Origin of the sequence: Kordiimonas sp. (assembly GCF_965216265.1) — a bacterium.
Classification (GTDB): domain Bacteria; phylum Pseudomonadota; class Alphaproteobacteria; order Sphingomonadales; family Kordiimonadaceae; genus Kordiimonas.
This window is the reverse complement of the sequence record NZ_OZ244153.1, coordinates 1838342-1858266: the sequence shown is the minus strand read 5'-3', so window position 1 is coordinate 1858266 and position 19925 is coordinate 1838342. Positions and strand designations below refer to the sequence as shown.

Below are 19925 nucleotides of genomic sequence, written 5' to 3'. Positions count from 1 at the left end.
GTTTTGATGACCCAACATTTCCCGTTGGTAAAAGATTTTGCGGCCAAAATGCCCGGTCTTGAGGTGCTGGACCCGGCCTCAGGCGCACGTCTGATGACGGTGGCCGATATGACAACAGCTGAGGTTGCGGGTTATATCGAAGCGGCAGAACAGGCGTTTCATGCCTGGTCAAAACGCACAGCGAAAGAGCGCGCGAGCCTTATGATGGCGTGGCACAGGCTTATATTGGCCCACGCTGATGAGCTGGCCGAGATCATCACGGCTGAGTGCGGTAAACCCCTCACCGAAGCACGGGGCGAGGTGCTGTATGGGGCCAGCTTTATCGAATGGTTCGCGGAAGAGGGCAAACGTGCTTATGGCGATATAATCCCGAGCTTCGCGGCGGGCAAACGTATCATGGTGCTCAAGCAGCCTGTGGGTGTGGTGGCAGCGATCACGCCGTGGAACTTTCCGCTGGCCATGATCACACGCAAGGTGGCGCCTGCGCTGGCAGCGGGTTGCAGCGCGGTTGTGAAACCGGCGGAAGCAACGCCGCTGACCGCTCTTGCGCTTGAGAGGCTGGCGCTGGATGCGGGTTTGCCGGCAGGCCTTTTCAAAGTTGTCACCACCACCAAGCCTTCTGAGATTGGCAAGGTGCTGACGACGCATCCGACCGTGCGCAAATTTTCGTTCACCGGTTCAACCGCTGTGGGTCGGATACTGATGGCGCAGTGCGCGTCCACGATCAAGAAGGTCAGCCTTGAGCTTGGCGGCAACGCGCCCTTTATCGTGTTTGACGATGCAGATATTGATGCGGCGGTTGTGGGTGCCATGGCATCCAAATACCGGAACGCCGGGCAAACCTGTGTGTGCGCCAACCGGTTTTTTGTGCATGAAGCCGTACATGATGAATTTGTCTCCAAGCTGAGAGCCGCAGTCGCAAACCTGAAGGTCGGGCACGGGGCGGATGCTGGCACGACGGTGGGGCCGCTTATCAACAAGGCAGGCTGCGACAAGGTTGAAGGCCTGGTGGATGCGGCGGTCGCACAAGGCGCGACAGTAGTGATCGGCGGCAGCAGGTATGGCGCAGGTGAAAGTTTTTATGCACCAACCATTCTGACAGGGGTAACCCCGGATATGAAGATCGCACAGGCAGAGGTGTTTGGCCCCGTGGCGCCCGTGTTCAAATTTAAGGATGAAGCCGAGGTGATCCGCCTTGCAAACGACACGCCTTATGGTCTTGCTTCCTATTTTTATGCCCGTGATCTGGGCCGTGTGTTCCGCGTGGCGGAGGCCCTTGAGTATGGTATGATAGGCATCAACGAAGGCATCATTTCAACGGAAGTGGCCCCGTTCGGTGGGGTCAAACAATCGGGCCTCGGCCGTGAAGGTTCGAAATACGGTATCGACGATTATCTGGAATCCAAATATTGCCTCCTGGGAGGGCTGGACTGATGCTGAAGAAACTAAAATCCACCAATACAGAAACGCTTAAAAACAAGGACTTATGGTCCCGGCGTGAAAATGCTGTGCCGCGCGGCGTGGGCAGCATGCACCAGCGTTTCTCGGCCTTCGCGAAAAACGCCGAGGTATGGGATGTGGAAGGCAAACGCTATGTGGATTTTGCCACCGGCATTGCGGTCACCAACACCGGCCACGGCGACCCGCGCATCATTGAGGCGGTGAAGGCGCAGATCGACAATTTCTCGCACACCTGTTTTCAGGTAACACCCTATGAGAGCTATATAGCGCTTGCGGAAAAGCTGAATGCGCTTGCGCCGGGCGACACACCAAAAAAGACCATCTTTCTTACCACGGGTGCCGAGGCGGTAGAAAACGCGGTCAAGATCGCGCGCGCCGCCACTGGCCGCCCGGGTGTGATCGCCTTCAAGGGTGGTTTCCATGGCCGCACCATGATGGGCATGGCGCTTACGGGTAAGGTCGCGCCTTATAAGGTTGGTTTTGGGCCATTCCCGCAGGGCATCTATCATGTGCCTTACCCTGTGCCTTATCACGGCGTGACGGAAGAAATGGCGCTTGAAGCTGTGGCAGACCTTTTTAAAGCCGACATCGCACCCGAAGATGTCGCGGCGATCATCCTTGAACCTGTACAGGGTGAGGGTGGTTTCTATGCAGCGTCGCCCAAGTTCATGCAGGCGCTGCGTGCGCTATGCGATGCCCACGGCATGCTATTGATATGTGATGAAATCCAGACGGGATTTGCGCGCACGGGCCGTGTTTTTGCGACCGAACATGCGGGCATTGAGCCTGACCTTATCACTGTCGCCAAAGCCATGGCGGGTGGTTTCCCGATCTCGGGTGTGATTGGCAAGGCAGCGGTGATGGACGCGGCCGCACCCGGCGGTCTTGGTGGCACCTATGGCGGTTCACCGCTTGGCTGTGTTGCGGGGCTCAAGGTTCTCGATATCATTGAGGACGACAGGCTCTGTGAGCGGGCTGATGAGATTGGTGCGCTGTTCACCAGTCGCCTTAGCGCCATGCGCGACAGTGGCTTGACCGAGATTGGCGATATTCGTGCGCTTGGTGCCATGATCGCGATTGAAATCGTGAAGGACGGTGTTGCCGATGCGCCCGACCCTGTACGCACGGCTGAGATCGTCAAAGCTGCAGCCGAAGCTGGGCTTATCCTCTTGTCTTGCGGTATCAGGGGGAACGTGATCCGTTTCCTGCCTGCGCTGACAGCACCTGATGAGATACTGAACGAAGGCCTTGATATCCTCGACGCCGTGATGCGGTAGAATTATCCGACGAGCAAAAAGTGTGGCGGCTACGTGGCAGGTGAGGTCACGTAGCCGTTTCGCATGACGACCCATAAAATGAGGTCATCCGCCACCGCTGTTTTTCACTGTGAAGCCAGGTATCTCAAATCTTTCAGCGAGTGCTTCAAAATCACCGAACACTGACACACGTGCAACTCCTTGAACCTGCCTGTATGGAAACGGCCTGCGTGGTTCGTAGTTCAAAATATTCTTGTCATTTTTTCAATATATCAATATTTCTACGATTATAGATATATTGCCTGTTGAGGCTGATACGATAGGAACGACAATGACGATACGAGTTGCCATCAACGGATTTGGTCGCATGGGGCGGCTTTTTCTGAGGGCCATGTGGGGAAACCCGAACCTGAAACTGGTTGCCATCAATGAACCCAAAGGCGGGATCGAGACCGCGGCGCACCTGTTAGAGTTTGACAGCGTGCACGGTCGTTGGGACCATTCTGTCGCTGTTACAGGCGCTCAACTGGTTATTGACGGTGCTGCGGTGCGCTTTTCGGAAGCTGTTATCCCTGAGGATACTGGCTGGACCGGTGCGGATGTGGATCTGGTGATCGAATGCTCGGGCAAGTTCAAGTCGCGCGACAGTTTGCTGTCTTACTATAGAAACGGTGTTCGCAAGGTGCTGGTATCGGCGCCGGTGAAAGAAGAAGGTGCCATCAATCTGGTGATGGGCGTCAATCAGCATCTCTATCAGCCGGACGTGCATGATCTGGTCACAGCGGCCTCTTGTACCACCAACTGTCTCGCGCCTGTGGTCAAGGTGGTGCACGAGAAGCTGGGAATACGCCATGGCTCCATCACCACCATCCATGACGTTACGAACACTCAAGTGATCGTGGACGCACCCCACAAAGACCTGCGCCGGGCACGCTCCTGTCTTAATTCGTTGATACCGACGACCACGGGGTCTGCGACCGCCATTTCGCTGATCTATCCTGAATTGAAGGGACGTTTGAATGGCCACGCGGTGCGCGTGCCACTTCTGAATGCTTCGCTGACTGACTGTGTGTTTGAACTTGAGCGCACAACAACTGTTGAGGAAGTGAACGGCCTGTTCCGCGAAGCAGCGGACAGCTATCTGAAGGGTATCCTCGGCTATGAAGGGCGGCCTCTTGTGTCGTCGGACTATCTCAATGACCCGCGTTCCAGCATCATTGATGCGCTCTCTACCATGGTGGTGAACGGTACCCAGCTCAAGGTGTACGCCTGGTATGACAACGAATGGGGTTACGTTAACAGGATGGCGGAACTGGCCGACATGATCGCACGCTCGTTACAGGAATAGGTGCGCTTTGGCTGATATGAAGAACTATGCTGTCGTTACAGCCTCCTATTGGGGCTTCACGATCACGGACGGCGCGCTCAGGATGCTGGTGCTGTTGCATTTCCACGCGCTGGGGTATCAGCCACTTGATCTGGCCTTCCTGTTTCTTCTTTATGAAGCCATGGGAATTGTCACTAACTTTTTCGGGGGCTGGATCGGTGCGCGTTTCGGCCTGCGCTCCACCTTGTTTGCCGGGCTTTCCATTCAGATAGTGGCCCTTCTTATCCTGGCTGGGTTGCCTGAAGGCCTAACTTTGGCACTTTCCGCAGCTTACGTAATGGCGGCGCAAGCGCTGTCCGGTGTTGCCAAGGACCTTACCAAAATGAGTAGCAAGTCAGCGGTGAAGTTGGTGGTTCCGGATACTGGTCAAGGTTTGCTGTTCAAATGGGTAGCCATGTTGACCGGTTCCAAAAACGCTTTGAAGGGTGTCGGTTTCTTTGTGGGTGGCTATCTTCTCTACAGGATCGGTTTTAGCGGTGCGATTGTCGCCATGGCGTCAGCGCTAGCCGTGATCCTGGTAGCCTCTGCGCTCTATTTAAAGGCTGGCCTTGGTAAGGCCAAAAGCAAGATACGCGGCAAGGACCTTTTTTCCAAAAGCCGGGAAGTCAATTTGCTGTCGGCGGCCCGCATTTTTCTGTTCGCCAGCCGGGATGTCTGGTTTGTGGTGGGAGTACCCGTGTTTCTGGCGGAAGTGGTCGGGTGGAACTTTGACGAAATCGGTAGTTTCATGGCGCTCTGGGTCATTGGCTACGGCATCGTGCAAGCCTTTGTGCCTAAGCTGTTGCGCCGGACCAAAAGTAGCGCAAGCGCTGCTACAGCCGCGAAACACTGGGGGCTGATCCTTGCCTTGTCACCGGCGCTCATTGCCTTTGGGGTGTCTGATTATGGCAGCCAAATATTCGTGCAGGCCTTCGGTGTTTTTGATGCTGCGACCTTTCTGGTTCGTGGATTGATCCTGTTCGGTGTGCTCTTTGCCATCAACTCTGCACTGCATTCCTACCTGATTGTGGCTTATTCGGATGTGGACAAAGTGTCACTCAACGTGGGCTTTTACTATATGGCCAATGCGGTAGGTCGTTTGGCGGGAACCCTCCTGTCCGGACTTGTCTACCAATATTATGGCCTCGTGGTTTGCTTGCTGGTCTCAAGCGTGATGGTGGCTTTGGCGGTATTGTTCACAATGCCGCTTGGGGGTAGGAGTGTACGGACAGAATGACGATTTTATACTTGTCGCATTGGACGCGCATTATGGAGAGAGTTGATAAATTGAGCACGGCAAAGCCATGAACGACGATAAAGCAATTGGTATGTTGTCTGCGCTTGCACAACAAACCCGGTTCAGCGTGTTCCGTATGCTGATGCGTTCGGGCGAAGCTGGTATGCCTGCGGGCAAGATAGCGGCGAGGCTGGACATCCCGCAGAATACGCTTTCGGCACACCTGAGTGTTCTATCGAATGCTGGTTTGGTCGGTGCACGGCGGGAAGGGCGTAGCCTGATCTATTCTGTACGGCTCAATGACACCAGGGATTTCATGGGGTATCTCGTCAATGACTGTTGCAATGGTCATCCTGAAATCTGCGCCATTTCAATGACTGAAAGCAAATGCTCAGCCTGAGAGGACTACAGAGAAGGTCACTTTCAATAGTGGTGGCTCGACCTCATGTCTGTTCGCCAATAGCGCCGCCTGCGTCGTCTGCTTCCCGAAGCCCGGTGAACATGCCTTCAGTTTTTAGGGGGTATTGTCCGTCGTCAGATAAATTGTTACCTGCAGGCGTTTACAATAAGAGAGGGTTTGATCTCATATCTTGTTGTAGATTAAGCAGCCTTTGCGTGATGTAGCAAGGCTCGCTGCCTCAAGGTTTGCTGTTTGATTTTTCTCCTTCGCTCCAAGATGGTTGGCCCCCGCCCGAAGTAGACATCGGCGGGCGTCAGATTGTTCAGGCTTTCATGATATCGCTCGTGATTATAGTAACGGATAAACTGGCCGATCTAATGCTCGAGGTGCCAAGATAGATAAGAAGGACTGGAGGGATGTCTCTGGGATTGTCGCAGAAATCCTGCAGTCCCGGGCGTGGCGTGATGAATACCCAACTCCGACAGCGTGGCTGGAAGCAGCGTCGGAGGTGAGTGGATACAGTTCAGCGATCCTGAGGCGCATGTGCGCTGTGAGGTCATTCCTGGAGAATGTGAAGGACGATTTTGGCGCGCCGCAAATTCTAACGGACAACACGACGCGTGCACCAATTGCGACGATGGAGATACTCAAGCGGGTTCATGATATTGATGCAGGGAAAGCCAAAGAACTGTTCGATAAAATACTTCTCGGCAAAGTATCGCATCGCGAGGTTCAGGCTACATACCAGGATATGCTGGGGCCTTCGCCGTTTTCAAAAGGTCCGGGCCAGGGCCCGATGGGACTGCCACGGGACAGTGCGACCAACTTGTCCATGGGCAACAAGTTCGGCAAACGCGCAGCACACGAGTTCCTTCAGGCTGCTGCCGGAGCTATACAGAACAAGCTGCAGGTTTTGACGCAAGACGCGCAGGCGCGTTTCTATTTTCAGCAATTCAAATTCAACTTTGCCTCCCCTGATGCAGTGGCGCTGCGCTTGAAAGGAAATGGCATTGAATGGATCGACGCTTTTGACATGCGCTACATGACCGGTGCTCTCCCTCGTCGGAAGCGCAATCAATTGCTGGCGGAGGTTGCGTTCGGGGCCACGTTCTTCCGAAACTACTGGGTCATCATCGAAAAGCGCGGGGCGCTTGCGCAGTCCCTTGCCAAGGATGCTCGTTTTCTGGAGCTGCATTCAGTCGGCGTTGCGGAGTTCGAGCTTGAGAAGCCGGAAAAATTACATGTGCTTTTGAGGCCAGAACTGCCTGCGGAACCCGACCGTCAGGCAGTAGGAATTACTGACGTAATGCAGCAGGGAATTCCGGACCTTGTGAGCTTCTAAAACAAATGGCTGGCAAAATCTGCCAGCCATTTTTCTATCCGTATTCTGAAAAGTTCAACGCAATCAGTGTATTAATCGCGAGGTAAAGGAGTCCGGTGCTCAAGCTCCAGTCTCACTTTATGTGTCACTGAGTCTCACTTTATGCGTCAAAATTCTCATTTTATGTGTCACCCTACAACAAGCACTAGATATCAAGGTTGCCCACGTTCAATGCGTTGTCCTGAATGAAGTTACGACGTTCTTCTACAACATCCCCCATTAGTTTGGAGAATATCTCATCGGCTGTGTCAGCTTGGCTGACCTTCACCTGTAGTAGCGAACGTACGTCGGGGTCGAGCGTGGTTTCCCAAAGTTGGCCCGGGTTCATTTCGCCTAGGCCCTTATAGCGCTGGATAGCCAGACCCTTGCGGCCAAACGCGAGCAGGATGGCCAGCATCTCAAGGGGCGTGCCAACGGATTGGGATTCATCCTTGCGAGAGATCGTGATCGGCTGCTCGAACAGGCCCCGTACTTCGCCCATGCGCTTGTGTAGCGACCTGGCTTCCTGGCTCTCAATGAAATGCGCATCGATCTTATGCATATCGATCACGCCGCGTACCTCATGGGCGAAACTGTAACCGCCGTCGTCTGCTGCGTCACCGCTCCAGCCGTTTTCTTCTTCTGTGGTTGCAAGTACGTTCAGGCGTTTTGCGATAAGGTCCGCCATGGCCTGCCTGCCAACCTGATCTTCGAGAAGCTTTTCATCAAAGCCGCCTAAAAGAGCCATGGTTTCGATGAGATTGGCATTATAGCGCTGCGGTACATTTGACATGGTAGACTTGATCGCCCGCGCTTCGGTCGCGAGATGTTGGATCTCACCACCCGCGTGTTGGTTGCCGTTGCTGTCGATGATCACCACGTCTGAGGTACCTTGATTGAGCAGGTATTCATCAAGGGCCTTGTCGTCCTTGAGATAAACCTCGGACTTGCCGCGCCCAACCTTATAGAGTGGGGGCTGCGCAATATAGAGATGGCCCCGCTCCACAACTTCAGGCATCTGCCGATAGAAGAAGGTGAGGAGGAGTGTCCGGATGTGTGCGCCATCCACGTCAGCATCGGTCATGATAATGATTTTGTGGTAACGGAGCTTGTCTGCGTTGAAATCCTCGCGCCCGATGCCGGTACCAAGGGCCGTGATCAGCGTGCCAATCTCGTTTGACGCAAGCATGCGGTCAAATCGTGCGCGCTCGACGTTCAGGATTTTACCCCTGAGCGGTAGTATGGCCTGGTTCTTTCGGTTCCGACCCTGTTTGGCAGAGCCTCCCGCACTATCACCCTCCACGATGAAGATCTCTGAAAGGGCCGGGTCACGCTCCTGACAGTCAGCCAGCTTGCCGGGGAGCGACGCGATGTCGAGCGCCCCTTTGCGGCGCGTTAATTCACGTGCTTTCCGGGCTGCTTCACGGGCTGATGCCGCATCGATGATCTTCTGGATCACCATGCGGGCTTCGCCCGGATGTTCGCCGAACCATTCTGAGAGCTTTTCGTTCACTAGCCCCTCAATCGCAGGCCGTACTTCAGACGATACAAGCTTGTCTTTGGTTTGGCTGGAAAACTTCGGGTCCGGCACCTTCACAGACACGACAGCTGTGAGGCCTTCGCGGGCGTCATCGCCAGCGAGCGATACCTTGGCTTTTTTGGCTAGGCCGCTTTCGTTGACATAGTTGTTGATCGTTCTGGTCAGCGATGTGCGGAAGGCGGCCAAGTGTGTACCGCCGTCACGCTGCGGAATGTTGTTGGTGAAGCACAGTACATTCTCATGATAGCTGTCATTCCACTGCAACGAAATTTCCGCTGTAATGCCGTCCTTCTCGCCTGTGATGGTGATGGGCTCACCAATCTGGCTTGATTTGTTGCGGTCCAGATATTTCACAAACGCAGTGATTCCGCCTTCATAGAATAGATCTACCTCCCTTACGTCCGCATGGCGGTTATCGCGAATAAGGATGTGAACGCCGGAATTGAGGAATGCGAGCTCGCGGTAGCGGTGCTCAAGCCGGTCGAAGTCAAACTCAACAAATTTAAAAGTGCTGAGCGCAGGCATGAAGGTGACGGAGGTGCCCTTTTTGCCTTCAGAATCGCCGACAACTACGAGATCCTCAACAGGTTCACCGTGTTCAAAGCGCATGTAATGTTCTTTGCCATTCCGCCAGATCCGGAGATCAAGCCAATCTGACAGCGCGTTGACAACAGAGACCCCCACACCGTGCAGGCCGCCGGAAACTTTATAGCTGTTTTGGTCGAACTTTCCGCCTGCATGCAGTTGGGTCATGATGACCTGTGCAGCCGACACGCCTTCTTCCTCGTGGATGTCGGTTGGAATGCCGCGGCCGTTATCGGTAACTGTGCAGCTGCCGTCCGGGTTGAGGGTCATGGTTACCAGATCACAGTGGCCCGCCAGCGCTTCGTCGATCGCGTTATCGGACACTTCGAACACCATATGGTGCAGGCCGGAGCCGTCTTCAGTATCCCCGATATACATGCCAGGACGTTTGCGCACGGCATCAAGGCCTTTGAGAACCTTAATCGAATCGGCGCCGTACTCGTGTTCTGGCGTATTTGTCATTTCGTCACTCATGCCTTTGACCCTTCATCCTCTACTGGAGCGTCGGTTGGATCGAACCATCGCACACGTCAAAAAATTCTGCCCGGCCTTCCAGCGCCTCAAACAGGCTGCGGTCGGTTCCGGTTAACCAGCACTGACCACCAAGTGAGGCCAATGCTGCAAAAAGCGCGGCCCGACGGCTTTCGTCGAGATGCGCTGCAACTTCATCCATCAGCATCAAAGGCGCCTGGCCTTTCATTGCTGATTGTAACTTCGCGTTTGCGAGCACAAGCGCCACAAGAAGCGCCTTCTGCTCGCCTGTTGAACACAGGTCCGCCTGCATGGCTTTTGGCGCATGCGTGACAATAAGGTCCGTTTTATGGACCCCTTCACCCGTGCGACCATTGGCCATATCTCGCGCGCGTAACCCTTGAAGCTTTTCCCTGTAAAGGGTTTCAGCTTCTACGGCAGCCATGCCGTCGGCAAGCAGGCCTTCAAGCCAGCCGTCAATCGCGAGCTCGGCCTTCGGAAACGGACCATCTTCTGCCGCTTCGAGCTGTCCGGCGAGTTGCCCCGCGTAATCAAGCCGCGCTGTTGCCACAGCGACCGCATGTTCGGCCATGCGCGCTTCAATAGCGCTCAGCCAGGCCGCGTCCGCATGCACACCACGGTCACTCAACAGGCGGTTACGTTCGCGCATCACGCGCTCATAAGCCCCAACCTGACGGCTATGGTCAGGGTAGAGCCCCAAAACCAGGCGGTCCAGAAACCGTCGCCGGGACGAAGGTCCTTCAATAAACAGCCGGTCCATTTGTGGCGTAAGCCAGGTTACGGCCCATCTGTCACCAAGCACATTACTGCTTGAAACTGTCTGTCCATCCATTCGGACAATGCGCTTTCCGGCGCCGTCCGGGGCATCGGTATCCTGTCCCGTACCAACTTTGATATCGTCACCCGAAACACCGAGCGTGGCGGCCACAGCCCAAGGCTGGGAGCTGCCCTGCCGGGCGACCTCAGCGACACTCGCTTGTCGTAGGCCCCTGCCTGGGGCCAGAAAACTCAATGCCTCAAGCACATTGGTTTTGCCTGCACCATTATGCCCTGTAAGCACCACAAGGGGTGTAGTGCCGGATGTGGCAATAGAGGCACGTGTATAGGAGCGAAAGTTTGTCAGCATCAGATTTCGCACATAAACGCCGCCACTCACCTCGGTGCTCCAGGCCCTTGCTGCATCAGCCATGGCAAGTCACCAGCATCAGCACAGGCAGTATGGATTGGCGTTTCAATGCTTAAGCTCATCAATTGGGTTCAAAGCCAATAGGGCCTCATCAGACCCGCATCGGCATCAGAACATATAGGGCGCCTTCATCGACCATGTCGCGAAGTACGGTCGGCGCGGATGGGTCGGCCAGGAATACCTGCACGGTGTCACCTTCAACCTGCGCGAGGATATCGAGCAGATAACGGCTGTTGAAACCGATCTCGAGTGCATCAGCACCATAAGATGCGGCCAGCTCTTCTGTCGCGGTCCCGCTGTCAGGGCTGTTGACCGAAAGTGTCAGTGTATCTTTGGCGATGGAAAGCTTAACCGAGCGTGTCTTATCTGAACTGATGGTGGATACCCGGTCTGTTCCTTCAGCAAACAGGCGGCAGTCCATCTCGAGCATCTTGTCGTTGCCCTTTGGGATCACGCGGCTGTAGTCAGGGAAGGTACCGTCGATCAGTTTTGATGTAATCACTGCACCGTCATAGGCAAAGCGGATCTTGGTGTCTGAAAGCGAAATCTGGATATTGCCTTCTACCTCGTCAATCAGCTTGCGAATTTCGCCGACCGTTTTGCGCGGGATGATAATACCGGGCATACCTGCCGCACCTTCAGGTACATCCTGCTCAACTTGTGCGAGGCGGTGACCATCGGTCGCAACCGCACGAAGCGTGGACCCATCGTCTGTCGTCGCGACATGCAGGTAAATACCGTTCAGGTAATAGCGGGTTTCTTCAGTAGAGATCGCGAAGCGGGCCTTATCGATCAGACGCTTCAGCTCAGCGGCGGCCAGCTCGAAGCGGTGCGGCATATCGCCTTCGCTCATCACCGGGAAATCTTCTTTGTCGAGGCAAGCGAGTGTAAAGCGTGACCGGCCAGCCTTAACAATCAGGCGATCATTTTCTTCCGCGGTCAGCTCGACTTCGGCACCGTCAGGCAACTTGCGCACAATATCGAACAGGGTGTGCGCGGGCACTGTGATAGCCCCGCCTTGCGAAACGGATGCGCTCGTGCGCTCGATAATTGCAATATCAAGGTCTGTTGCTGTCATCGACACTACATCGCCGTCGGCCTCGATCATCACGTTTGAAAGAATGGGGATGGTATTCCGGCGCTCTACAACGGACTGTACGTGGCCCAGTGTCTTGAGAAGGGAATTCCGTTCAATAGTGACTTTCATGGATAATTCTTCTTATCTGACTGTTGCTTCCGACGCTGGTAAATATAGCCCCCATGTCGGACACTCCCGCCTCGTTGCTCCTGCCTGTTTGGGGCACTTGTCCCCTGCTACCAACCGCCTCCCAGTTAGTGGCACAGAAATGGGCGAAATCCACCCGGAACAATGAGGATTTATTTCATAGGGAACAATAGCGATTTTGACGCCTAAACCAAACGAAAAAGCGCCAAAAAGGCGCTTTTTTTTATACTTCAGAATCTGAGGAAATCAGCCGAGTCGCATATCTGCTTTTTATCCAAGTTTGACCAGCTTGTTCTTAGCCTTCAAGGAGCCGCCCGAGCCGGGTGATATCCTCGTCTAGCTGGCTGTCATCACGGCGCAGGTCCTCAATCTTGCGGACGGCATGCATCACTGTAGTGTGGTCACGTCCGCCAAAACGTCGTCCAATCTCGGGCAGGCTGCGGCTGGTGAGCTGTTTCGAGAGATACATAGCGATCTGGCGAGGACGCGCGATGGTGCGTGCACGGCGCTCAGATAGCATTTCGGCAAGCCGCAGGTTGAAATAGTCGGCCACGGCGCGTTGTATCTCGTCAATCGTCAGCTTGCGATCGTTGGCGCGAATAAGGTCCTGCAGTACGTCACGGGTCATATCCATTGTGATAGGACGGCCCACAAGGGTTGCATAAGCCAACACGCGGTTGAGCGCCCCTTCAAGCTCCCGCACGTTTGAGGTGATGCGCCGCGCGAGAAACTCGAGAACCTCTGCCGGTACTTCCACATTCTTCGATTGCTCGGCCTTGGACTGCAAAATGCCTAGGCGCAGTTCATAGTCCGTGGGGTGAATGTCAGCGACAAGGCCCCATCCCAAGCGAGATATGATGCGTTCCTGGATGCCTTCAAGGTCGGTTGGCGACCGGTCCGCGGTGATCACCACCTGGCAGCGGTTGTCCACCAGCGCGTTGAAGGTATGGAAGAACTCTTCCTGGGTGCTTTCTTTGTTGGCAATAAACTGAACGTCATCGACCATCAAAAGATCTACGGCCCGGAATTTCTGCTTGAAGGCATGCGTGTCTTTAAACCGAAGCGCCGCAATGAACTCGAACATGAATTTTTCAGCAGAGATATAGACAATGCGCTTGTTCGGGTTGTTGCGTTTTGTCTCCCATGCGATGGCATGCATCAGATGCGTTTTGCCAAGGCCGACGCCGCCATGAAGGAACAGTGGGTTGAAGGCAACATCATCCGATTCCGAGATGCGTTTCGCTGCGGCGTAAGCAAGCTCGTTGGATTTACCAACAACAAAACTGTCGAAGGTATATTTGGGGTCAAGCGCAGAGCTCTCGTCTGCGCGACTGCCAACAGTTGCAGGGCTATGTGCGATGGAGGCGTTTTCGCCAGCTGAAGCCTTGTTGCCATTTGGGCTTGCTGCCGCGCTCGTGCAGAGGCGAATACTCAGCGCTTTGACCTGCGGGTCTTCAGCGGAGAAGAAATCTTTGAGCCGCGGCGCGTAGTGGCTCTGAATCCAGTCGCGCACAAATTTTGTTGGTGCAGTAAGTTCGGCGGTGCCACCGTCGATGCCGTTATAACCCAGTTGGCCGAGCCATCTGGAGAAAGCGTGTTGACCAAACTCTTGTCTGAATTTTTCACACACGCGCGGCCAAGGCGACGCGTCGAACTTCTCGTTCAGCGTGGATGCAACCCCCCCGGTAGCCCCCATGGTATTATGCTCCCTCTGTGACATCGGGCAAAAACCCCCTTACTCTGAACAATTGTCGTCCCGATGCCGGTTCCACATATGCATGACACAATTCCTGCATCACTGACGGTTATGCAGCTGCCCAAAAAGAGGCAACGCGCCAGTCAGGGCACTTGCGGTCCCGATCTGTTATTCTCAAAAACGGTGGCGTGATCCCAGCTCAAAATATTTGTACTGTCTGGGGCCTGAACCACATCCGGACTGCTCTCTCGGAAGAGAAGGTTGGTTGTCCGACCGGCCCACCGCGTAAGGACGGAATGTACAGCCGAGCACGCGCGGTCTCAACCGATTCTATCGCTTGACAGGAATAAAATTCAAAGCCCTATGGCGCGATTCAGAGCGGTACACAATATCTTGATTCATGCCGCTTTCATGCCTCTGGGTGTGCATGGTTTGTTCTTCGGTTTGTATACAATAAAAAAGCCGCACCGGAAGGGTGCAGCTTTTTTCAACTCGTGCCGGGCGTGAAGCTCGGCGAATCGGTCAAATCTGATTTATGCGAGCGCTTTAACGCGAGCAGACAGACGAGAAACTTTGCGGGAAGCCGTTTTCTTGTGGAGAACGCCTTTTGTTACGCCGCGCATGATTTCTGGCTGTGCGCTCTTAAGTGCTTCACCAGCCGCAGATTTATCGCCAGCTGCAATCGCTTCTTCCACTTTGCGAACAAAGGTGCGGATACGGCTAACGCGGGACTTGTTGATCACGCGGCGACGTTCGTTTTGACGAATGCGTTTCTTGGCTTGTACTGAATTTGCCATTTCTTCTAACCTTTTTAGGACTGCGCCTCAAAAACCGTCCAGCGCGACACGTCCACATTTTCTATCGTTCTAGGGCCGCAAGCAAATTAGGCGCGACCGCTATTGAATTCGAGGTCGGGTCTATATACCGCTTCGTACCGTGCGTCAATAGGGGAAGGCCATAAAACTTAGGGTCTTGCTGGTCTTCCACCCGGCTCATTCCGCCTTTAGCAGTTTTTGAACTGCGGCTGGCGTTTCTCGATGAAGGCGTTCATGCCTTCTTTCTGGTCTTCCGTTGCAAACAGCGAATGGAAAGCCCGGCGCTCAAACAAGAGGCCTTCGGCCAAACTGGTTTCAAGCGCACGATTGGTCGCTTCTTTTGCCAGCGCAACACTTGGGGTGGATAGGCCTGCGATAGCACCGGCGACTTCCAGAGCGCCGTCCAGCATGTCTTCCGTTGGAAGAATGCGGCTTACAAGCCCTGAACGTTCTGCCTCAACCGCGTCCATCATGCGTCCGGTGAGCATCATATCCATAGCCTTGGATTTGCCCACGATGCGTGTGAGGCGCTGTGAACCACCAATGCCCGGAATCACACCAAGCTTGATTTCGGGTTGGCCAAACTTGGCATTTTCAGCGGCGATAATGAAATCACATGCCATAGCAATCTCGCAACCGCCACCAAGCGCATAACCGCTTACCGCAGCAATCACAGGTTTGCGCACGCGCGCAAACACACCGTTGATATTGCCAAACATGTCGTTCTTCGCAACGTCAGCAAACGTCAGTTCAGCCATTTGTTTGACGTCTGCGCCTGCTGCGAAAGCTTTTTCGCTGCCTGTCACGACAATTGCGCCCACATCATCATCTGCATCTAGCGCGAGAAGCGCTTCCCCCAGTTCGCTCAGCAACGTGCTATTAAGCGCATTGAGTGCGTCGGGGCGGTTAAGCGTGATCAGCCCAACCCCTTCCTGCTTATCGAGCAGAATCGTTTCAAAAGTCATCAATCAGCCTTTTCTTGATCCGATCTCGGTCGAGACTCCTACTGCGCTCACGCCTGTTTGAAAAGACCTTTATGCGAGAGGGCCGAAAAGCGGGAAGATATGGTCATTCCTGGGGTTCGAGGCGCAAGATGATGCGCTTGGTGTTTGCGCCGTCTTTCGGTGTTGAGAAGACCAGGCGATTCTCTTCCCGCGCACAGGTCATGTCACTTGTACTTGATGTACAGGCCCAGCCGAGGCCGGTGAGTGCTTCATTATAGGCCTGAAGCGCGGCCGAAGTTGTGACGCTCAGGTTCAAGACAAACTCAGCGACAGTGCCACTAGGCGTGTCGAAAATAACGGGCTCGCCGTCAATCGATGTCACCATGGATAGCTGCGGCACATCGGGCAGGCCCTCTATGAATACATCCTCGGCACTAGCGGCTGATGCAAAGCAGAACAGGAGTAGAGCAACGTGTCGCATAAGATCCTCTGTTAACAGGTAAAGCTTCAGGCCCAGCCCTAGCTTTGACAGGTGCCGCAGAAGAAGCTGGAGCGCCCTTGCTGAACGATTCGCTCGACCGTACCACCACATCCCGGCTTAGAACAGCCCTCGCCTTCACGGCCATAGGCTTTGAAGCTGTGCTGGAAATATCCGAGCTCTCCGTCAGTGCGGGCATAGTCCTTGAGGGTGGAGCCACCGGCTTCGATCGCTTCATTCAGCACATCCCGGATAACGGGGACGAGCCTTGAAGCGCCCTCTCCGGTTACAGAGTGCGCAGTGCGCGCAGGGTGAATGCCAGCCCGCCACAAAGCTTCGCACACATATATATTGCCAAGGCCTGCAACCAGCTTTTGGTCAAGCAGCGCAGCCTTGATGCTGCTTTTGCGCCCCGTGAGGCCTTCATTCAGTACGTCAGTGTTGAACGCGTTTCCAAGCGGTTCTGGCCCGATGTTCTTTATAAGTGGGTGGGTCGCCATATCTTCCGACGTGGTGAAGGTAACCATGCCAAAGCGGCGGGTGTCATTGTAGAAGATATGATCGCCGCGCTCTGTGACGAGAATGATATGGTCGTGTTTTCCCGGTTCAGGCACATCAGCGCCAGCGGGAGTAATTGTCACCCGGCCCGACATGCCCAGATGCAGTATGACAATAAGGCCGTCCGTGCATTCGATAAGGATGTATTTGGACCGGCGGGTGAGCCTTTCAACCTTGTTATCCGTGAGCCGCGCACTGAAGTCTAAAGGGATGGGGATGCGCAGGTCCGGGCGCCGGGCAACCGCACTTTTTATCACGACACCCTCAAGTACGGGCGCGAGGCCACGGCGGACAGTTTCTACTTCAGGTAATTCGGGCATTTTGTCGCGATCATTTCTATATGTAAAAGGATACTGGTATTTTAAGCGTGTGCTGCGCTATGGTCCGCCAAATTTAGCGCATGTAAAGCAACAAGGTACATGGCAGATGTCAAGCGGCAACAAAGAGACAGTGAGCAACGCGAAGAAACCGGTAGCAGATATGGCTGGTGGTGAAGCGACCACAACGCATTTTGGTTTCAAGACTGTTGAAGAAAGTGAAAAGGCGTCGCTCGTTCGCGGTGTTTTCAATTCGGTCGCGGATCGCTATGACATCATGAACGACGTGATGAGCGCGGGCGTTCACCGACTGTGGAAAAACTCACTGATCGATAGCCTTAACCCGCGACCAGACATGCACCTGCTGGATGTTGCTGGCGGCACGGGCGATATAGCTTTCCGTTTTCTTGAGGCCTCAAGGGGCGGTAACGTAGCTGTCTGCGATATCAATGCGGAAATGCTGCGGGTTGGCCGTGTGCGGGCTGAAGAACAGGGCTATGGAGACCGCGCAGAATTTGTTTGCGGGGATGCGCAGAAGCTGCCGTTTGAAAGCCGCTCAAAGGATGCCTACACAATCGCCTTCGGCATTCGGAACGTGACCCGTGTTGAAGAAGCGCTCGTTGAGGCTTACAGAGTTTTGAAGCCGGGTGCCAAATTCTTCTGCCTTGAGTTTAGCCCGCAGGTCGTGCCGGTGTTGCAGCAGGGCTATGATGCCTACAGTTTTAACATGATCCCGAAAATGGGTGAGGTGATCACGGGTGATGCTGACAGCTATCAATATCTTGTCGAATCGATCCGGCGCTTCCCAAGTCCGCCACGGTTCGCCGAGATGATCAAAGCGGCTGGTTTTGGCCGCGTATCGTGGCGGACAATGTCTGCAGGTGTTGTTGCCATTCATAGCGGCACGCGGCTGTAACGGCGACGAAGGGGACCAGCGTGCGTACATTTTGGCATCTTATCCAGCTTTTCCAGCTCGCGGCGGGGCTCCGTCGTTTTGGTGCTATTCGTGCGCTTTCCGGCATTGATCTGGTGCCTGCATGGGCACCACGACTGTTGCGCGTTACCACCTTTTATATTCCTCGCAAACGGAACCTACCGGTAACTGATGGCGAACGTTTGGCGGCTGCTCTTGCTGCGATGGGGCCAGCTTACATCAAGCTCGGTCAAACATTGGCGACACGCCCTGATCTTGTTGGCCGCCCGATTGCAGACGGCTTGACAACGCTCCAGGACAACCTACCGCCTTTCCCGTTCAAGGCCGCGAGAGCGATTATCGAAACAGAGCTCGGTGGAACGCTGACGGATCATTTTCAGGAGTTTGATGACACACCGATAGCTGCGGCGTCTATCGCGCAGGTCCACAAGGCTGTCACCACGGCTGGTAAGCCGGTGGCAGTGAAGGTGTTGCGGCCCGATATCGTGCAGCGATTTACCCGTGACCTCAGTCTTTTCGAGTGGCTGGCGGGTGTAGCTGAAGCCAAGGTGCGTGAGGCGCGCCGCCTGAGGCTCGGCAAAATAGTGGACAAGATCAGAGAAACGGTGCTGCGCGAGATGGACTTCCGGCTGGAAGCTGCCGCAGCGGCTGAGCTTTCGGAGAATATGTCCGGCGAAGCGGGATACAGGTTGCCAGCCGTGGAGTGGGAGCTGACCAGCAAGAGCGTCCTGACGCTTGAGTGGGTCGACGGTATCCGCCTCGTGGACAAAGCCGCGCTGGAAGCCGCGGGGCATGATTTGCCAGTACTTGGTGAGCGGGTTGTACAGGTGTTTCTCACTCAGGCTCTTCGTGACGGGTATTTTCACGCGGACCTGCATCAGGGCAATCTTCTGGTGCAGCAGGATAGCACCATCGTTGCAGTTGACTTTGGCATTATGGGGCGCCTGTCTGCAGAAGAACGGCGGTTCCTGGCTGAAATTCTCTATGGTTTCATCAAGCGAGATTACCGTCGCGTTGCCCAGATCCACTTCGACGCGGGTTATGTAGCTAAAGACCAAAGCCTTGAAGAGTTTGCGCAGGCGCTGCGTTCTATCGCAGACCCCATTATGGACTTGCCGGTTGAGGAAATTTCTGCGGGGCAATTGCTTGCCCAGCTTTTTGCCACAACCGCACGATTCTCTATGGAAACCCAGCCCCAGTTGCTTCTGTTGCAACGTACGATGGTGATGGCTGAGGGTATGGCGCTTCACCTGAACCCGCAAGCCAACATGTGGCAGATATCAGAGCCGGTTATCGAAGCGTGGATACGCACCAACCTCTCACCCGAGGCCCGCCTCGCAGATGCGATCAATAATCTACCCCTTCTTGTTGAGCGCCTCCCGGCGCGCCTTGAGCGCTGGCTAAATGATGAAGGCGAGCCGAGGCGGGACACGGGCCTGGACCGGCCTGTACCGCAAAAGCGACCCTCGCGAATATATCCGTTTGGGTTTGGCCTTCTTGTGGGTGCGGTTCTGGTGAAAATCCTTACCTCTTAAGTCCTCTTGCGCGTCACCGGGAATTGAGGGAGACTCAATGTTTCCGTTAGGGGAGGTAACCATGGAAAAATTCATACCTTTGGCCCACATCGTGGGGCGTGTTCTTCTGGCCGTTATTTTCATCATGGCGGGCCTGAATAAAATCACAGGCGACGTCGCAGGTACCATGCAATATATGGAATCGATGGGCGTGCCGGGCTTCCTGTTCTGGCCAACAGCCTTGTTTGAGCTTCTGGCGGGTATTGCTGTTCTGATCGGGTTTCAGACCCGCATAGTAGCCTTATTGCTTGCAGGCTTCTGCGGCCTTTCCGCCCTGCTGTTTCACATGAATTTTGCGGACCCCATGCAAGCAGGCATGTTCATGAAAAACTTCACCATGGCCGGCGGATACCTGATGTTGATGGTGGCAGGCGCCGGTGGATACAGCTTGGATTCGAGAAAAATCTCTGCAGACTAGTGCTCTGAAAAATTCAGGTAAAAGGCGCTTTTCCGTTTGGATTGGCGCCTTTTTCTTAGGCTGACGGTAGGCGGAATGATTGC

17 protein-coding genes and 1 pseudogene are annotated in these 19925 nt (G+C 54.7%); 9 read left to right on the top strand and 9 right to left on the bottom strand.

Going from position 1 to position 19925, the window contains the following annotated elements; translation table 11 throughout:
- Window positions 1-6 precede the first annotated feature (6 nt).
- From ACOOGA_RS08435 to ACOOGA_RS08415, 5 genes are all read left to right on the top strand, one after another.
- Entirely contained in the window at window positions 7-1434 is a 1428-nt protein-coding gene (locus ACOOGA_RS08435; RefSeq protein WP_420430483.1) for an NAD-dependent succinate-semialdehyde dehydrogenase, read from the top strand.
- Window positions 1434-2738: a 4-aminobutyrate--2-oxoglutarate transaminase gene (gabT, locus tag ACOOGA_RS08430; protein ID WP_417462797.1), complete on the top strand. Its 1305-nt coding sequence runs from the start codon at window positions 1434-1436 to the stop codon at window positions 2736-2738. The genes ACOOGA_RS08435 and gabT overlap by 1 nt, the downstream gene beginning before the upstream one ends.
- Before the next feature lie 310 nt (window positions 2739-3048).
- On the top strand, window positions 3049-4065 hold the full coding sequence (locus tag ACOOGA_RS08425; RefSeq protein WP_417462798.1) for an ArsJ-associated glyceraldehyde-3-phosphate dehydrogenase: 1017 nt from the start codon (window positions 3049-3051) through the stop codon (window positions 4063-4065).
- A 16-nt stretch (window positions 4066-4081) separates the two neighbouring features.
- Window positions 4082-5320 carry an organoarsenical effux MFS transporter ArsJ gene (arsJ, locus tag ACOOGA_RS08420; protein WP_417462807.1) on the top strand — a complete coding sequence of 413 codons (1239 nt, stop codon included), beginning with the start codon at window positions 4082-4084 and terminating at the stop codon, window positions 5318-5320.
- A 67-nt stretch (window positions 5321-5387) separates the two neighbouring features.
- A complete protein-coding gene (locus ACOOGA_RS08415) occupies window positions 5388-5720 on the top strand; it encodes an ArsR/SmtB family transcription factor (protein ID WP_417462799.1) in 333 nt (110 codons plus the stop codon).
- 200 nt (window positions 5721-5920) lie between these two features.
- Here the strand turns inward: ACOOGA_RS08415 and ACOOGA_RS08410 are convergent.
- Window positions 5921-6079, bottom strand: a pseudogene (locus ACOOGA_RS08410) (IS3 family transposase); the annotation flags it as partial.
- A 212-nt stretch (window positions 6080-6291) separates the two neighbouring features.
- Between ACOOGA_RS08410 and ACOOGA_RS08405 the strand changes: the two are divergent.
- A complete protein-coding gene (locus ACOOGA_RS08405) occupies window positions 6292-7062 on the top strand; it encodes a hypothetical protein (RefSeq protein WP_420430481.1) in 771 nt (256 codons plus the stop codon).
- 184 nt (window positions 7063-7246) lie between these two features.
- Here ACOOGA_RS08405 and gyrB read toward each other — a convergent pair whose 3' ends face one another.
- From gyrB to mutM, 8 genes are all read right to left on the bottom strand, one after another.
- Window positions 7247-9679 carry a DNA topoisomerase (ATP-hydrolyzing) subunit B gene (gene gyrB / locus ACOOGA_RS08400; protein ID WP_417462376.1) on the bottom strand — a complete coding sequence of 811 codons (2433 nt, stop codon included), beginning with the start codon at window positions 9677-9679 and terminating at the stop codon, window positions 7247-7249.
- Between the two features lie 19 nt (window positions 9680-9698).
- Entirely contained in the window at window positions 9699-10886 is a 1188-nt protein-coding gene (gene recF, locus ACOOGA_RS08395) for a DNA replication/repair protein RecF (RefSeq protein ID WP_420430479.1), read from the bottom strand.
- Between the two features lie 88 nt (window positions 10887-10974).
- Window positions 10975-12090 carry a DNA polymerase III subunit beta gene (gene dnaN / locus ACOOGA_RS08390; protein WP_417462374.1) on the bottom strand — a complete coding sequence of 372 codons (1116 nt, stop codon included), beginning with the start codon at window positions 12088-12090 and terminating at the stop codon, window positions 10975-10977.
- Window positions 12091-12403: 313 nt separating this feature from the next.
- Window positions 12404-13804: a chromosomal replication initiator protein DnaA gene (gene dnaA / locus ACOOGA_RS08385; protein ID WP_420430477.1), complete on the bottom strand. Its 1401-nt coding sequence runs from the start codon at window positions 13802-13804 to the stop codon at window positions 12404-12406.
- 533 nt (window positions 13805-14337) lie between these two features.
- Complete coding sequence (rpsT, locus tag ACOOGA_RS08380) at window positions 14338-14601, bottom strand: 30S ribosomal protein S20 (RefSeq protein ID WP_417462372.1); 264 nt, start codon at window positions 14599-14601, stop codon at window positions 14338-14340.
- A gap of 206 nt (window positions 14602-14807) precedes the next feature.
- Entirely contained in the window at window positions 14808-15584 is a 777-nt protein-coding gene (locus ACOOGA_RS08375) for an enoyl-CoA hydratase (protein ID WP_417462371.1), read from the bottom strand.
- 103 nt (window positions 15585-15687) lie between these two features.
- Complete coding sequence (locus tag ACOOGA_RS08370; RefSeq protein ID WP_417462370.1) at window positions 15688-16044, bottom strand: hypothetical protein; 357 nt, start codon at window positions 16042-16044, stop codon at window positions 15688-15690.
- Window positions 16045-16082: 38 nt separating this feature from the next.
- A complete protein-coding gene (gene mutM, locus ACOOGA_RS08365) occupies window positions 16083-16919 on the bottom strand; it encodes a bifunctional DNA-formamidopyrimidine glycosylase/DNA-(apurinic or apyrimidinic site) lyase (RefSeq protein ID WP_420430475.1) in 837 nt (278 codons plus the stop codon).
- 160 nt (window positions 16920-17079) lie between these two features.
- Here mutM and ubiE point away from each other — a divergent pair, with 160 nt between their 5' ends.
- The 3 genes from ubiE to ACOOGA_RS08350 all read left to right on the top strand — a co-directional run bounded on the left by ubiE (window position 17080) and on the right by ACOOGA_RS08350 (window position 19842).
- The gene (gene ubiE / locus ACOOGA_RS08360; protein ID WP_420430651.1) at window positions 17080-17832 is read left to right on the top strand and encodes a bifunctional demethylmenaquinone methyltransferase/2-methoxy-6-polyprenyl-1,4-benzoquinol methylase UbiE; all 753 of its coding nucleotides are present in this window, start codon (window positions 17080-17082) and stop codon (window positions 17830-17832) included.
- A 20-nt stretch (window positions 17833-17852) separates the two neighbouring features.
- A complete protein-coding gene (ubiB, locus tag ACOOGA_RS08355) occupies window positions 17853-19385 on the top strand; it encodes a 2-polyprenylphenol 6-hydroxylase (RefSeq protein ID WP_420430473.1) in 1533 nt (510 codons plus the stop codon).
- Between the two features lie 61 nt (window positions 19386-19446).
- Entirely contained in the window at window positions 19447-19842 is a 396-nt protein-coding gene (locus tag ACOOGA_RS08350) for a DoxX family protein (RefSeq protein WP_420430471.1), read from the top strand.
- Window positions 19843-19925: the final 83 nt, after the last annotated feature.